A 16,303-nucleotide genomic window follows, 5' to 3' on the forward strand; every position below is an offset into this window, starting at 1 on the left:
AAGCAAAAAATCCAATTCACATAAACCCTTAAACTTTAATGTATGAAAGTTCAGATTGCCAACGACCTCAAGCAATACAGCGATGCCGAACTCACTGTATTTTCTTTTCATGTAACCACCAGCATGAACCCCAACATAAACCCTTATTTCCCCAGCACCATTCCCGCGCTTTCCACGGTGGATGCAGCGGCAAACGCGCTTATTGCTTTTCTGGATGCTCATAAAAAAGGCGATAAAACCCAAACCAAAAATGATTTGCGCGATGCATTGGAAAACCTCATTAACTCATTAGGAAAAACGGTGGAAATACGGGCGAACAATCCGCTTCAGGGTGAAGACCCTGTTGTGATTGCCCAAAGCACGGGTATGCACCTGAAAGATAAAACCCACCCGCAAAAACGCACGTTTTCCGTAAGGCGCGGCAAAGACCCGGGCACCCTCATTGCCACTGCTGAAAGCGAACGTAAAGACGGAGCGGTGGCGCACGAGTGGCGCTTTACCTACGACCCAACCCTGCAAAACTGGACGCACGCCCCTTCCACTTCAGAAGCCACCACATTACTTGACGGGTTGACCAGCGAAAAACGCTGTTTTGTGAGCCACCGCCCCGTAAAGCGCACCCCGAAAAAAAGCAGCGCGGCAGTGCATAAAGCCGAAAAAGGAGGTCCCGAACCCTGGAGCGAGCCAAAAAGCGAACTTGTTCCCTGAGAAAGGAATAAGGAATAAGGTATAAAGGGATAAGGATAGTCAAAAATAAGCAAAAAATGAGGTTTTATGAATAATGCGAGTGATAACATGCGCAATGCTCACGAGAGTTGATGCAATGTTCGCGAGAGTTGACGCAATGCTCACGAGAGTTGATGCAATGTTCGCGAGAGTTGACGCAATGCTCGCGAGAGTTGATGCAATGCGCACGAGAGTTGACGCAATGCGCACGGGCGCGTGTGCAGAGTTCACGTCCATTGATGCAATGGGCATGGGCACGTGCGCAGAGGACAAGCGCATTGATGCAGAGGACACTTTCCCTGCGTACCGGAAAATTGCAGTTGAAAACTAAATAATAACCAATAAAAACAAAACAACAATGAAAACAACTACAAACAAAATTGCTGTTCGCCAAATTGGACGAACTCCGCATTTTATCGGAGCGCTGCTCTTAGCAGTAATTTTTACACTCGGCATTGCCGGGGTGAAGGGGCAAACAACATTAAGCGGTACTGCTTCAAATGGCTGTACTGCTGCGGCACCAGCGGCTAATAACACTAATACAGCAATTGGCTGTTCTGCTGGTAATGCTAACTCAGGCAGTAATAATACAAGTGTTGGCAATTTAGCAGGCAACGCGCTTACCGGAACGGGCGCTCAAAACACATTTGTAGGGTATCAGGCAGGCACAGCAAATACATCGGGTATTAACAATACATTTATTGGCTATAATGCCGGAGTTACAAACACCACTACCGGAGCCAGCACCTTTGTGGGCAGAGAAGCGGGGCAGGCGCAAACCACTGGAGGCGAAAATACTTTTCTCGGCTATCAGGCAGGTTTTTCAAATACGAGCGGAATTGATAATGTTGCCAGCGGAAATCAGGCATTCTACTGGAACACTACAGGAACCGCTAACTGCGTTGTTGGATACCAGGCGGGAAAAGGTTCATCTGGAAATTCGTATTCACACAATTCTTTTTTTGGCTGGAGCAGCGGAAATGTAAGCACCACCGGAACAGATAATTCGTTTTTCGGTTCTGCATCGGGCGCTAATACCACTTCAGGAAATTACAATACCTTTATGGGACGCAATGCGGGCTGGACAAATGCAACAGGAACTGATAACACTTTTATAGGACGCGGTGCCGGTTATGCTAATACCGCAAGTTATAATACCGCGCTAGGAAGAAATGCAGGGCAAACTATCACCACCGGCTCGAATAATACCTGCGTGGGATATGGCGCGGATGTTGCAGCTGCCGCTATCGAGCGAGGTGCATTTGGATATAATGCTATGAATAATCATGCAGATTATTCAATTCAATTAGGCAGCACTGCGGTTACAGATATTTGGTGTGGAAATGGAACCGCTACTGTACATAGTAGCGATGGACGATTTAAATTTAATATAAAAGAAGAAGTGAAAGGTTTGGAGTTCATCAATAAACTTCGTCCGGTCACTTACCAAATGGATACAAAAAAGTTAGATGATTTTGTAATTAAGGACATGCCTGATAGCATTAAACAAATACATCAATCAGGAATGAATTTTCAACCATCAACATCAATGATTCATTCAGGTTTTATAGCACAAGAGGTAGAAAAGGCTGCCAAAAGTTGTGGATTCACTTGTTCTATAGTTCGCACTCCTTTAGATTCAACAAAAGGTCAATATGGATTGGCTTACGGTGAAATTGTTGTACCACTTGTTAAGGCAGTGCAGGAATTAAGCCATAAAGTTGACAGTTTAGTAAATACAAAAAGTTCTCAGCGCAGTAATAATAGCGGAGGAGATAAAGGCAGCGGTAATTCCGAAACAACAATTAATATTCAACTTGCAAATAATTGCGTATTGTATCAGAACCAACCCAATCCAACAAGCAGCAATACAACCATTCGTTATTTCATTCCTGAAAATGTAACTGGCGCTTACATTGTATTCTTTGATTTTTACGGCAAGGAAATAAAGCGCGTTGAAATAAAAGAAACAGGCAATGGAAAAATTGAGGCGGATACACAAAATTTGATGGAGGGCATGTATTCTTACTCTCTTATAGTGAATGGGAAAGTAATTGATACAAAGAAAATGGAGAAAAATTAACAAGGCGCTGATATTAAAAATAAAAGGTGAAATTCTTTTTTGAGAGTTTCACCTTTTTATCTTTGTAAATTATTACCAATAATAAATACTGAACAAATGAAAAACATTTTACTGATTATGTTTTTTGCATTTACAATAAATGCATCGGCACAGATTACATTAGAACATAAATATGATACTGCTTCTGATTATAAAGATAATATATTGATGATAGTAAAATTTGAATTATTGGGCGAGTGCTATGTTAAAATAAATAGAGAGGGCAACAATATTTCTATTTATGACTTAAATCATTCATTGATAAAAACTATTTCGTTTGCTTCGTATCCTCCCCATGTAGGTAATTTTATTGTTCTTTATTTATCACAACAATTATTTGATACCGATTCTGCAATAGAGTTTTTATATGGCTATTCTAGTGCTGATGGAGTAGTTCATACTCGCATATATAAAGAAGATGGTACATCTATTTTTATTGCAGACTCTCTTTTTTCATGGGATGAAGTTAGTATTCCACAACAGCAGGTTACCATTTATAATACGCCACAAGGCACAAAAATGATTCTTAGTCATATGGGTAATGACCAAGCGTATGTATATAGTTTACCCGGCACCTTAAGCACCGGCATACAGGAGGGCAATGCCGCGCTCATGCAGGCGCAGGGGCTTGGCAGCCTTTACCCCAACCCCAGCACCGGCAAAGCAACTTTGCAATATGAATTGCCCAAAGGAGAAACACAGGGAGAAATAATTTTATACAACACGCATGGCGCAGAGGTTAAACGCTATAAAGTAGATGATACTTTTAAAGATTTGCTGCTTGATAACACGCAACTGCCTGCGGGAACTTATTTTTATCAATTGCAAACAAGTAAGGGTAGTGTGGGAACGAAAAAGATGGTGGTGGTGAAATAAAGAGCAAGTCCGCCTTTTCTTTTATCTTTGATACTAAACATAAAAACTACTCAGATGAAAAAAATCATATACATTATCTTGCTTGCATATAGCATAAGTGCAAAATCACAGATTGTTTGGGAACATACATACGATTCTGCATCAACAGACAATAGTTTGGGCTTTGGTGAAAGCCAACTAATGGTAATAAAGTTTGAAATATCAGGAGAGAGATATGTAAAGGTAAATCGACACGGGGCGAGCATAAGCATTTATGATATGAATCATTCATTGGTTAAAACCATCTCTCTTGTTGCGCTGCCTCTTTGTTTCGGTTCACTTGGAGATATACTTTATTTGTCTGAAAAATTATTTGATACAGACTCAGCGATAGAGTTAATGTATATTAGGAGTTCTTGCGGTGTTTCTTCTCCATATTATATAACTAATATCTACAAAGAAGATGGAACTATACTTTTTTCAGATACTGGTTCTGCACAGATAAAACCAAATTATGAACAACAGCAATATCCCATTTATAATACATCAGTAGGAACAAAAATGATTTTAAGTTATAGAAATGGAGAGGCAAAAGTATTTTCTTTGCCCGGCACATTAAGCCAAGGCGTGCAAGATGGTAATGCGCAACTTATGCAGGCGCAGGGCTTAGGTAACCTTTACCCAAACCCCAGCGCGGGCAAAGTAACTTTACAATATGAGTTACCAAAAGGAGAAAAAGAAGGAGAAATAATTTTATACAACACGCAAGGCGCAGAGGTAAAACGCTACAAAGTAGATGATACTTTTAAGGATTTGCTGCTTGATAATACCATGCTGCCTGCGGGTACTTATTTTTACCAACTGCAAACGAGCAAGGGAAGTGTGGGGAATAAGAAGATGGCGGTGGTGAAGTAAATAATCCTTTTCAAATAACTTTGTAAGTTTGCGCTCATGAAGCGCGCATCAAAAAGGAATAAGGAAATAAGGTATAAGAGAACAGCCGGAAACTTTCTCTATGCCCTATGCCTTATTCCCCTATATCTTATCCCTTATACCTCCTCCGCCCAGCGGCTGAACGGCACAAAGGATGCGGCAGATAACATAATAATTTACGGTGATAGTTTTCTGTTCAGCATTCACGAGCCCAAGGGCTGGACAGGCGATGTGGACAATGCAAAAAATTACAACTCGAATATTATTTTCTATCAAAGCAAAGAAGGCCTGAAGAAAAATACGCTCATACAGGTGCTCACCTATAAAAAGCAGGACGAAGAAGTGAATAAGGATTTGGAATCTGATGTAAGCAACTTCAAAGAGAAGAATCACGATTTGAAAGAACAAACCAACGAAGTGAGCAATAAAAAAATGTATCCCGCTTTTTCAAAACTCGTATATGTGGAAAATGTTTTTTACCAGTATATCGCGTATGTGAATCCCGGCAAGGAGTTTCACAATGCGTTTTCGGTTTCCATGAATATTGCCAAGCGCACAGCCACCAAAGAAGAAATTTCCGCTTTCAAAGAAATTGTTTCTTCGCTAGTGGTATTCAAAAGGTAATCTTCCTGGTAACGAAGTAACGAATCCGATTACAAATTTTACGAATACTGCTGAAACCCTGATTCGTTACATTCGTTACCAGAATTCGTTACTTCGTTACCGGGAGATTATTATTTTTGCCCACTAACTTTTCTTTATGTCCAACCGAACCTTCACCATGATTAAGCCCGATGCCGTGGCGAACAAACACACGGGCGCTATTCTTGACCGGATTATAAAAGCAGGATTTAAAATCATTGCCATGAAATTAGTGCAACTCACTCCTGAAATGGCAGGCAAGTTTTATCTGGTTCACCGCGAGCGTACGTTTTACAACGAGTTAATCAAATACATGAGTTCCGGTCCCATTGTTGCCGCCATTCTTGAAAAAGAAAATGCGGTGGAAGATTTCCGGAAGTTAATTGGAAACACCGACCCTGCAAAAGCAGAGAAAGGAACCATTCGCGCCCTGTTTGCAAAATCAATTGATGCCAACGCCATTCACGGTTCCGACAGCGATGCCAATGCGAAGATGGAAGGAGATTTTTTCTTTACTATGTTCGAACGGGTATAATTTCGTTTTTCGATGATTCAAGTTAAAGATTTAACGAAGAAATTCGGCAGCGTGGAAGCGCTCAGGGGAATCAGTTTCTCCATTGAGAAGGGAGAAATTTTCGGATTGCTCGGACCCAACGGAGCAGGAAAAACCACCACCATCAGCATTCTCAGCACGCTCTCGCGGCAGGATGCAGGCGAAGTTTCGCTGAACGGTTTCGATTTGAATAAAGACGCTGAAAAAGTGAAACGCATCATCGGAGTGGTGCCGCAGGAAATTGCGCTCTACCAGGAATTGTCTGCGTATGATAATTTAATCTTCTGGGGAAGTTTATATACTCTTCCTTCGGAAAAATTAAAAGCAAAGGCAAATGAAATTCTCAAACTCGTTGGGCTTTATGAAAGAAAAGAGGATAAAATAAAAACCTATTCAGGAGGAATGAAGCGCAGAATAAACATTGCCTCTGCCCTGCTCCACTCGCCCGAAATTATTTTCATGGATGAACCCACCGTAGGCATTGACCCGCAAAGCCGCAATTTAATTTACGAAGTGATTGAAAAACTGAACAAGGAAGGAATCACCCTTATTTACACCACGCATTACATGGAAGAAGCCGAGCGCCTCTGCAAGCGAATCGGCATAATTGACAACGGAAAAATTATTGCGCAGGGAACGCTCGATGAACTGCGCAGCGCCACCGATACAAAGCAATGCATCGTGATTAAAATTGCAAACATCAAAGACGAGCGCGTGGAAAATGAAAACTTAATTTCAAAATTCATGGAAGAAGAAAACCGCGAAGCGCCCGGCAGAAATTATATTTTCCGCAATAGTGCGCTTTTGTATTTCAGCAATGACATTAAAAATGATTTGCTGCGGCTCATCAACCGCCTTTCAAAATTCGGATTGGAAATTACACATGTGGATATTCAGCGCCCAACGCTCGAAAGCATATTTTTAAGTTTAACGGGAAAAGAATTACGGGATTAACTTATGTTTAGAATAGCAAAAAAAGAACTGAAAATATTTTTCACCGACAAACGCGCGCTGCTGCTTTCATTTGCGCTGCCCGTTGCGCTCATTTCTCTTTTCGCGCTCGCATTCGGAGGAATGGATAAACATTCGGAGCCGAAAGAAATTTCTTTGCTCGTAAGCGATTTAGACAGCACCCAAGAATCGCGCAATGCCATTGCGCTTCTCGATTCGGAAAAAAATCTGCGCACGATTCCTGTTCCGCTTGCTGAAGCACAGCAAGCCGTGAAGAAAGGAAAAGAAAATGCAGTGCTTGTCATCGGAAAAGGTTTTTCAGATTCACTGCGCAGCGGAAATAAACTTCCCATGGAACTGCAGTACGATGAAGCCAAAGAACCCGAAGTGGGAATGCTGCAGCAATCACTCATTCCAAATCTTTTCCGCCTGAACGGTGCGCAGGGAATGAAAAAGAAACTCGTCAAGCAGGTGGAAGTGAAAGACACTGCGCGCCTCGAAGGATTTTACGACAGCATCAGCGCGCTTATTTCTTCCTACTATGAAAAACATGCAGACACCACTGCAGAGGACTCGGCAACTGCAGAGCAAAACGGCTTTGGAAATTTCATGAGCGGAATTGAAATGAAAAAAATTGTGGAGCAAAAGGAAGAAGTGGGACCGGGATTGGTGCAGGCAGTGGCAGGAACAACGGTGATGATGCTTCTCTTCAGCATGGCGGCAATGGGCGCGGGTTTGCTCACCGAAAAAGAAGAAGGCACGCTGCGAAAACTTCTGGTCTCGCCCATTCATCCCAACCAGATTCTCTTCGGAAAAATGCTCGCGGCAAATGCGGTTTCAACCGTTCAGTTAATCATCATGATGATTTATTCTTACTTCGTTTTCAAGTTGAATATTTTTCAGAATGTTCCCGCGCTGCTCCTTTTAATTTTCGCCACCGTGTTTGCTTGTTCGAGTTTCGGAATTTTTCTTGCTTCCATAGCGAAAACCCGCCAGCAGGTGGATGTGATGAGCCGCTTCATCATTCTTGCAATAAGCGCCATTGGCGGAAGCATGATTCCTTCTTTCATCATGCCGGAGTGGATGCAGAAAATTTCAGTCATCGCGGTAAATTACTGGAGCATTCAGGGCTTCTACGATATTTTCTGGAGACAACTGCCTCTGAGTGATCCCACTTTTCTCTCGCGCATCGGAGTTTTGCTCGGAATGGGAATTGTTCTGACAGTTATTTCGCTGCGCTTCTTCCGGAAAAATATTCTGAAGATGTTTTAGAAAACGCTCTAATTAAACCTATATCCAAAATTAATGCCGAATAACTTTGGCGATAAAAGGCACGGATAATTAATTACATTTTCATTATAACGATTTTGCACTATCGTTCCATTATTATATTGCCATCCGACTAATAAATATTGTTCAACTTGAATAAAAAAATTTTTTGTTATATGCGTTGCCAATGAAAAGCCAATATCAATACCTGCAATATTGGTGCTCATATCTTTTATGTAAATTCCACTTGAAGCATAAGATTGCGAATTAATATATGCTAAAAACAAATCGTAGCCAAAAGAAAAATCTATTCTATTATTTTTATTTATTTTTCTCAAAAAGCCGGCATTAATAAAATAGTATGATACTGGCTTGGTGTTTACGGAAACTGTGCTATAATGTATCGGTACCTGATAGTAAGTAATACCAAGTTGCATTTTTTTTAGCTTGTTGTTTTCAAAACTATGCCTATAAGAAAGATTGACGGGAGGAAAAAAAAGAAAATGTTCCATACTATTTAAATGAATGGTCGGACTACTACTACCCTTTAATCCTTCTCCAACATTAAAGAAGAAAGGAGGAAGCATTGGGAATCCCATAGTAATTTCATTTCTATAATTATTTTTCTCCGGAATGCTATCCCGACCAAATAATAAAAAGGGAAATAAAAAAATGACAGTAATTATTATTTTTAAAAAAAACATTAAATGGAACAATCTCTACTTCACCACCGTCACATTTCCCTTCTTATCTATTTTATCACCGTTCAGCATTTCGGCTTTCATGCGGTATACAAACACGGCAGTGCGTTCTTCTCCGTTCTGCAAGCCGCGCGCGTAAGTGCCATCCCAGCGGAAATCGGCATTGGCGGACTGATATACTTTTTCTCCCCACCTGTCCCACACCATGATTTTAAAATCTTTTATGCAGGCAAGATTGTTAATGTAAATGCGCCATTCATCGTTTTCGCCATCGGCATTGGGAGAAAAAACGGTGGGCAGATAAATTTCCTGGCAGGTGTTGTCAACAAAAACAAACACGCTGTCCATAGCCGTGCAGCCGTTGGCATCGGTGGCAATCACATAATACCACGTGCCGGTTTGCGGAGAAGCCGTTGGGTTCTGGCAGTTGGTGCAGTTTAATCCCGAAGAAGGCGACCAGTTATACGTGCTACCGTTTCCGCTGCCGAAAAGTTGCGCGCTTGAGCCGATGGGAATGGTAACATTTGCTCCGGCATCCACCGCGGGAGGCGCATTCACCACCACATTCACCGAAGCGGTGTCGGTGCAGTTGCCGCTGGTAACAATTACAGAATATCCTGTGGTAACGGTGGGTGCAACCGAAATGTTTGGCGAACTCTGAAATGTATTCCATAAATACGTTCCGCCACCCGAAGCCGTGAGCGTGGTGCCTTCGCCTATACATAAGTTGGCATTGCCACTTATGGATGCAACAGGCGGAGGATTTTCAAAAACAGAAATGGTATCGGTGTGCGTGCATCCGTTCGCATCGGTAATGGTTACTGAATAGATTTGAGAAGCGAGATTTGAGATTTGAGAAGTTGTTCCCCCGTTGCTCCATGAATAAGTATAAGGCGCAGTTCCCCCGCCTGCGTTTGCGGTCGCAGTTCCATTCGTCATTGCGCATCCTGCATTCATGGAAGAAAGCGAAGAAGTAATGGCGGGCGGCTGTGAAACTGTTGTGCTTGCAATCATGGTGCATCCGTTTCCATCGGTGATGACAACCGTGTAGCCACCGGCAGATAATCCGGTGGCGGTGGAAGAATTCGCACCCGAAGGAAGCCATAAGTACATATAGTTTTGAATGCCTCCGTTCACATTTACGGTTGCAGTGCCGTTGCTTCCTCCGTTGCACGAAGCGGCAGTGGCGGTGGCAGAAGCGGTGAGGCAAACGGGCGCAGCAATGGAAACTGTTTGCGTTGCGAAACAACCGTTCGCATCGGTAACAGTTACCGTATAAGTTCCGTTACAAAGTCCGGATGCGGTTGGTGTAGTTTGCGCTTGCGGGTCGCTCCAGATAAAAGTATAAGGAGAACTTCCGTTCGATGGACTTACCGTTGCGCTTCCGTTGCAAAGAGCGCAGCACGTAACCGATTGCGAAGAAATGGTTGCCGTTGGATTCGGATTCACCGTAACATTCACCGAAGCAGCGCTGGCGCAGTTTCCGTTGGAAACAATCAATGTATACGTAGTGGTTGAAGTTGGATTCGCAACCGGGTTTGAAATATTCGGATTGCTCAGCGCAGTGGAAGGAACCCATGAATAATTAATTCCGCCCGAACCGCTGAGTGTTGTTGAACTTCCGAAACAAATATTCTGATTCGGCCCTGCGTTTGCAACGGGAATCGGATTCACGGTTACTGTTACGGAAGATTTATTCGAACATCCGTTCGCATCGGTAACCGTGACGGTATACGTTGTGGTGGAAGTTGGATTCGCTATTGGATTTGAACTATTCGGATTGCTGAGCGATGAAGAAGGAGTCCATACATAATTTATTCCTCCGCTTGCGCTGAGCGTAGTGGTTTGCCCCGCGCAAATGGTAACATTCGCTCCTGCATTTGCAGTTGGAAGCGGATTCACCATTACGGAAGTTGACGCAACATTGAAACATCCGTTCGCATCCACTCCCACGACAGAATAAGTTGTGCTCGCTGAAGGCGAAACAGAAATGGAAGCCATAGTTGCCGTTGTGCTCCACGAATAAAAATTTCCTCCGCTGGCAGTAAGCGTGGTTGAATTGCCTGCGCAAATAGTGGTGTTGCCTGAAATGGAAACCGAAGGCAATGGATTTACTGTAACCGTTACCATATCCGTATTCGTGCAGCCGTTGGCATCCATCACTGCGAGCGTGTATGTGGTGGTGACGCTTGGAGTGGCAACAGGATTCTGGCAAAGCGTGCAACTCAATCCCGCTCCGCTGGGTCCCCATCCGTAATTCACTCCTCCGCTTCCGTTAAGAGTAGTTGAAGTGCCTGCGCAAATGCTCGCATCGGGCCCTGCATTGGCAACGGGCGAAGGGAAAACCGTAATCGTTTGCGTGGTGGGTCCCGAAGGCGTTGCGCATTCGGTAACATCGAGCGAAATGGTATACGTTCCGGCAGAAGAATAGGAAATCACATACGGACCCTGCCCGCTTCCGCTCACAATAGTTCCTCCTCCGAAATTCCAGTTATACGAAGCGGCTGAAGATGCATTGCTCGTGTAAGTAACCGTAGTATTTGTTCCCAGGCAGGCGGGAGAGGATGCAGTAAACGCAGAAGTGGGCGCGCCATTGGTAACAAAAACAGTTTGCGAAGAAGAATTCACGCATGAACTTCCGGCAGTGAAAGTGGAAGTGAGCGTTATGTTTTGCGGACCGTTGGCAGAAAAAGTTACGGGCGGAGGATTTTGTCCGGTGAACGTGGAAGGCGTTGCGTTCGGACCGAAGTTCCACGAGTACGTGATGAATGCGTTGGTTACATTGCAGGTGAGAGAAAAATTTACCGGCTGCCCCTGGCAAACTGTATCGGGAACAGCGGTGAATCCGGCAGGCGCGCCAAAAGTGCACGTTCCTCCGAAGGAAAGCGTGAATCCGTTTCCGTCATTGCCCGGAATATCGAGGCATAATAAATAAGTGTGTCCGCATTGCGCGTTCAGGTATTTGCACCAGCCGTCTCCGCCTGTGCCTTCCGATGTATCGGGGTCAGACATGTTCAAGCCGGTGTTCGCTCCCGTGCATCCGTCATCGGCAATGGAGCAGCGCAGCGCGTTGCCTAAACTTCCGCAGCCATTGCTCACATCAAACAGCGCGAAGTTATAATCACCGCAATCGAAAAAACTCGGTGAGTTCGGATTGATGGTAAAGGTGAGCGTGCCCGACTGCTCGATGCTGAACATGTAAAATCCCCAGCGCGTGAGCCCTCCGGTGAAACAGGAATTTGTTCCGTTCACTAAGTTATTGTTGCCGCTGCACGAGGCATTGCAAAGCGAGCCCTCGGAAGGCGTGTTGCTGATGCTGCACACCACGCGCGCAGTGGTGCAGTACTGGTGATTCATCACCACCGGAATTTTTTGCGCGAACGCAGCGAAAGAATAAATAAAAAAGAAAGAAGTAATTATTTTTTTCATGCCGGAAGAAATGAAGGAGCAAAATCTATCCGGTAAAGATAGAAATGATTTTGAAATTACTTTAGGGCATCTCTAAAATCCCAAAACACAAGCATCAAATGACAAATAAATTCCAAATTCAAAACCGATAGCCGATGAGGATGCTCTACGCATAGAGCAAACTTGCTATAAACAGGCGCTCTTATTTTCTGAATTGTCTGCCCGTTGAAAAAGTTGTCGGGTGAGAAAACAAGTATTTGTCGGCTGAGAAAAAGAATTGTCTACGAAGCGCGTTGTTCTGTGTGCGAGATTGTCCGGCTTGCGCAACTGTCGGGCGAGAGTGAACCTGTTGCTCAAACAAAACGTATTATTATTTAACTTTTTCCTCTTTACCCTTTTTGGGCTCATCATCCTTTTTAATGACGGTTTCTTTTGCTTCAATCATATCTACATTACCTAATAAAGCTTTGTGGTCTAATTTGTGAGCAAAAAGACAATCATTCATTAATATTGTCATCTTTCCATCATTCTTGAATGCTCCATCATTTATTAATTCGGCAATTCCTTTTAATGCTTCAACTTTTGTTTTAAGAGTATTGGCTTGTATATTTTCAATCTTTGCTCTTCTTTCTTCATAATCTAAATTAGATTTTGCTGATGCCATTTCGGAAGAATCAATATTCGCTGATTCCTTTTTTATTTTTTCAGCTTCAGCATTGGATTTTTTTGCTTCTGCTTCTAATTTTTTAATCTCGTCTAAAGGTTTTCCATATGTAACCGCTTCCATATTTTGGCGAAGCTGTTTCATAACTTCCAATAAATCTAATCGAGCAATTCGGCTTTTTATTTTTAAAATAAATTGAAACCATTTACTTCCATCTCCCCAACTATTTAATTCAACATCTATATCACCAATTGATTTTATTCCCTGGCTAAAAACCATCATAAAATATGAAATATTTCCTGCATCGTAGTATTTAGATTCAAGATTTACATTAACTTCCCATATAACATTTTCTGTCTTCTCGTCAAAATCAAATAGTTTTTCCATTTGGGGTTCAATATTAAGATTCCCAAAAAGTTTATGTAATTTTTCAACGCTTAGAAAATAGTATGTTTTCAAATCATCAATCTGAAAATAATTCTTGGCATATCTTTTTCCAGTAGAATATTCTAGATACTGAAAAAAATGTGAGGGATTTGAATATGATTTATGTGTATGTTCTGCCCAATAAAGTCCAGTTTTTTTTCTAACTGCTTTTCGTTTTTTATACAAATATTTTTCTTGTTGCGATTGAATCATCTTATTTTTCTCTTTTTCAGGTAATTTACTACTAGCTATAGCTTCTAAAAAACCACTCATCTCCATAGATGTCTCTCTAGTTAAGCATTGGATTGGAGGATGTAATTTCGTAATATATCTAACGAAATCATCATAATTATCTTTGTTTACCTTCTCTAAAAGGGGAATTGTGGGAATAAAATTATATACAAAGGATGGTAGTATATTTTTAACTATTCCTAGTTCAAGTAACTGATACCAATTATTTAAAAATTCATTGATTGTTGAATGAATTCCATCTAGAAGTTTTTTATTGATTTTTCTATTAGAAGAATGTTCCTGTACTATTCTTTCCTGTAGCAAAATAATATTTTCCAAAAAAGTTAATATTCCTAATTCCTCCTTCTTTTTCTGTTCAAGTCTCATTCTTTCAATTAACTGAAGATAGTCTTCAAAAATATTTTTATGAGTAATTTTTCCTTGTGTAAGTGTTTCCATGTATTGTGTTTTTATGAGGATAAAAGTACGAAATTCTGCTTACCTTTTTTTATTTGATTTGCATTTGAAGGGCTGTCCGCAATGGAACAACTGTCACGGAGTGAGGAGTTGTCACCCTGGCAATACCTGAGTGAATCAACAATTGCCATTTTATGATTCTCACGTGTAAAAACATCTATCCAATCAACAACTGTGAGCGTTACAAAATGCGCTTTGCCTTGTTCTATTTTATAGTGAAATCCCACAAGGCAAATGTAAAACAGAATTGGGGATTACAAATCCCTCAACTCTTCGGTCAGGATTATCAAATCCTGACCAGCGGGAGTAGCGTAAAGTCATTTTACATAATTGTCTAAAGATAATGTTTTTTGTATTTGTATTGGCGCTTGTTCATAACGTTCCGCGGGCTTGCGAAGTGCGGGGTTTCGGAGCACTTCGCTGTCCGCGAGAACGAAGATAATAAAATGCAATGAACTTTATTTTACCAATGAAGCCCGCATTGCGCAAGCCCGCTGTTAGGTGCATACCCTTCTTTTTTGTCTGTCGTAATGTAGCGTCTGTCCGCTGTGAATTTTATTATTTGAAAATTGTCTGCCTATAAAGTTTCTGTCTACCGAAAAAAGCGGTGAAGTAAATGCGTAATTGTCCCGATTTTTGTTTTGTTAATAATACTACTCTACAATTGTATAGCGATAGGGAAAGTCATTGATTTCAATAACTTCTCCTAACGTTTTTTTGCTCTCATATCGTTCTAAAGAAATTCGTCTTGCTGCAATATGACCTTTGTCGTTGAGTCCGAAAATATTAATTGTCGTCTCTGCTTTTCTTCTTAAACTCGGGGACAAAGTTGGACTTGCATTTATTTCGTGAGAAGCAAAAGAATAAATGAAATAATTGTCAAACAAATAGTTTATGTCATCTGGTCTCAAAAGAAATTGGTTGTATTGCTCTCTTTTATACTGCTGGCAATTCTGACAACAGTAATAAAGATTTTCCCATTGACATACAAGCGTGTAATATGTAGGTCTTGATTTGGGTTTGAAATGGTCAATGGAATCTTCTTTGGTTCTTATCGGAAAGTTGTCGCAAAAGGAGCAGTGGTCATTCGTAAGTTGTGCCAAAAGTGGTTCGAGCAAAATATTTATTGCTTGTCCTTGATGAACTGGCCACTGAAAAGAAAATCCAGAACTTCTTTGGCGGTTTTTTCTATATCTATTGCCCCATTCTCTCCATCTACTTATGAGAAAGTCAGGGGATTGTCCTCTTATAAACTCTCTCATACATTAAATTGTAATTTCTTTTTTTAAAATTCTTGATAGTTGCTTTATTTCATTCCCCATTATTGCTCTCAATTCTTTACTTTGAACAGCAAGTTCTTTTGCGGTTTTTATTAATTCCTTTAGCGAAGAATCGTTAGAAGAATTTTTAATTGCCTCGTCACGCATTTTGTAAAACTCGTCTAATCTTTTTTCTATTTCGATTCCGAACTGTTTGTTGATGTCAAACACTTGCTCAAGAACATATCGGTAACTCTTAGCGTCTTCTGTTAGGAATGGTTCACCATCCAAAACAGAATTTCCTTTTTCATCTAATTTGAATTTATAAACCACGGCATCATCTATTGACCCAATTACAAAAGGTGAGTGGGTAGTAAGAAATATCTGTGCTAGTGGAAATAGTTTTTGAATAACCGGCAATATTCTTCTCTGTGCAGAAGGGTGAAGATGAATATCTATTTCATCTAAGAACAAAGTGAAATTTTCTTTGCCTTCTCTTGGCATATAATCTAACCGAAAAATCAAATCTGATAACCAACTGATTACTGACTTATATCCATCTGCCAAAGTATTATAATGCATTGCTTCATTATCAAGTTTTATCATCACATTAAGAGAATCTTCATCAACTACAAACTCAATTTTTCTACCGATAATATCCCCTATTGCCTGTTCAATTTTCTGAATTGAAGATAGGTATCTCTCCGAATCTTCTCTGTTGCCTTTTTGAAATGAGAGCGCAGCCCTTGTTTTGTTATTGGCTATCCATTGAAATAAGTTTGAATTAACATGAGTTTTATTAAATGTTAATGCTTCCGTAATAGGATTAAATTCAAAATTTTTAAATGCTTCTACTTTTGTATCCTTTAATTGTCGGTGTCCATTATATGCGAAGAAATTATATTTATGGGCATATGAAGAAAAATATTTTTCATTATAATACTCCTTAGGACTTTCGCAAGATTAGTGAAAATGAGTTAGTGGTGTTCTGAGTTGTTGCACAAGGAACTGTTTAAACAATCCTGTTTTTACTTGATAGAGCGTTTGATTCGTTTGATAACCGATCGTAGCCAAAGACATCCAAAC

14 protein-coding genes and 1 pseudogene are annotated in these 16,303 nt (G+C 41.1%); 9 read left to right on the forward strand and 6 right to left on the reverse strand.

The features are described 5' to 3' along the window. Nucleotides 1-42 precede the first annotated feature (42 nt). From HY063_01480 to HY063_01520, 9 genes are all read left to right on the forward strand, one after another. Nucleotides 43-708: a hypothetical protein gene (locus HY063_01480; protein ID MBI3500437.1), complete on the forward strand. Its 666-nt coding sequence runs from the start codon at nt 43-45 to the stop codon at nt 706-708. Nucleotides 709-802: 94 nt separating this feature from the next. Beyond that, nucleotides 803-1,057, forward strand: a complete 255-nt coding sequence (locus HY063_01485) for a hypothetical protein (protein MBI3500438.1) — start codon at nt 803-805, stop codon at nt 1,055-1,057. 27 nt (nt 1,058-1,084) lie between these two features. Next, nucleotides 1,085-2,809 (forward strand): tail fiber domain-containing protein, encoded by a 1,725-nt coding sequence (locus tag HY063_01490; protein MBI3500439.1) that lies wholly within the window; start codon nt 1,085-1,087, stop codon nt 2,807-2,809. Nucleotides 2,810-2,905: 96 nt separating this feature from the next. Then, nucleotides 2,906-3,724: a T9SS type A sorting domain-containing protein gene (locus HY063_01495; GenBank protein MBI3500440.1), complete on the forward strand. Its 819-nt coding sequence runs from the start codon at nt 2,906-2,908 to the stop codon at nt 3,722-3,724. A 54-nt stretch (nt 3,725-3,778) separates the two neighbouring features. After that, on the forward strand, nt 3,779-4,618 hold the full coding sequence (locus HY063_01500) for a T9SS type A sorting domain-containing protein (protein MBI3500441.1): 840 nt from the start codon (nt 3,779-3,781) through the stop codon (nt 4,616-4,618). A 36-nt stretch (nt 4,619-4,654) separates the two neighbouring features. Next, nucleotides 4,655-5,260, forward strand: coding sequence for a hypothetical protein (locus tag HY063_01505; GenBank protein ID MBI3500442.1), 606 nt, complete (start codon nt 4,655-4,657; stop codon nt 5,258-5,260). Between the two features lie 136 nt (nt 5,261-5,396). Next, a complete protein-coding gene (gene ndk, locus HY063_01510; GenBank protein ID MBI3500443.1) occupies nt 5,397-5,813 on the forward strand; it encodes a nucleoside-diphosphate kinase in 417 nt (138 codons plus the stop codon). Nucleotides 5,814-5,825: 12 nt separating this feature from the next. Continuing rightward, entirely contained in the window at nt 5,826-6,785 is a 960-nt protein-coding gene (locus HY063_01515; GenBank protein ID MBI3500444.1) for an ABC transporter ATP-binding protein, read from the forward strand. 3 nt (nt 6,786-6,788) lie between these two features. Next, nucleotides 6,789-8,054: an ABC transporter permease gene (locus HY063_01520; GenBank protein MBI3500445.1), complete on the forward strand. Its 1,266-nt coding sequence runs from the start codon at nt 6,789-6,791 to the stop codon at nt 8,052-8,054. A gap of 8 nt (nt 8,055-8,062) precedes the next feature. On the opposite strand, the gene HY063_01525 is transcribed toward HY063_01520, so the two are convergent. The 6 genes and pseudogenes from HY063_01525 to HY063_01550 all read right to left on the reverse strand — a co-directional run bounded on the left by HY063_01525 (nt 8,063) and on the right by HY063_01550 (nt 16,144). Further along, complete coding sequence (locus HY063_01525; GenBank protein MBI3500446.1) at nt 8,063-8,755, reverse strand: hypothetical protein; 693 nt, start codon at nt 8,753-8,755, stop codon at nt 8,063-8,065. Nucleotides 8,756-8,770: 15 nt separating this feature from the next. Beyond that, on the reverse strand, nt 8,771-12,181 hold the full coding sequence (locus HY063_01530; protein ID MBI3500447.1) for a gliding motility-associated C-terminal domain-containing protein: 3,411 nt from the start codon (nt 12,179-12,181) through the stop codon (nt 8,771-8,773). 349 nt (nt 12,182-12,530) lie between these two features. Next, on the reverse strand, nt 12,531-13,940 hold the full coding sequence (locus tag HY063_01535; GenBank protein ID MBI3500448.1) for a hypothetical protein: 1,410 nt from the start codon (nt 13,938-13,940) through the stop codon (nt 12,531-12,533). A gap of 11 nt (nt 13,941-13,951) precedes the next feature. Next, on the reverse strand, nt 13,952-14,185 hold the full coding sequence (locus HY063_01540) for a hypothetical protein (GenBank protein MBI3500449.1): 234 nt from the start codon (nt 14,183-14,185) through the stop codon (nt 13,952-13,954). A 426-nt stretch (nt 14,186-14,611) separates the two neighbouring features. Further along, a complete protein-coding gene (locus HY063_01545) occupies nt 14,612-15,220 on the reverse strand; it encodes a hypothetical protein (protein MBI3500450.1) in 609 nt (202 codons plus the stop codon). 3 nt (nt 15,221-15,223) lie between these two features. Further along, nucleotides 15,224-16,144 (reverse strand): annotated as a pseudogene (locus HY063_01550) (AAA family ATPase). Nucleotides 16,145-16,303 lie beyond the last annotated feature (159 nt).

This window comes from Bacteroidota bacterium, from assembly GCA_016195025.1.
In the GTDB taxonomy this organism is placed as follows: Bacteria; Bacteroidota; Bacteroidia; order Palsa-948; family Palsa-948; genus Palsa-948.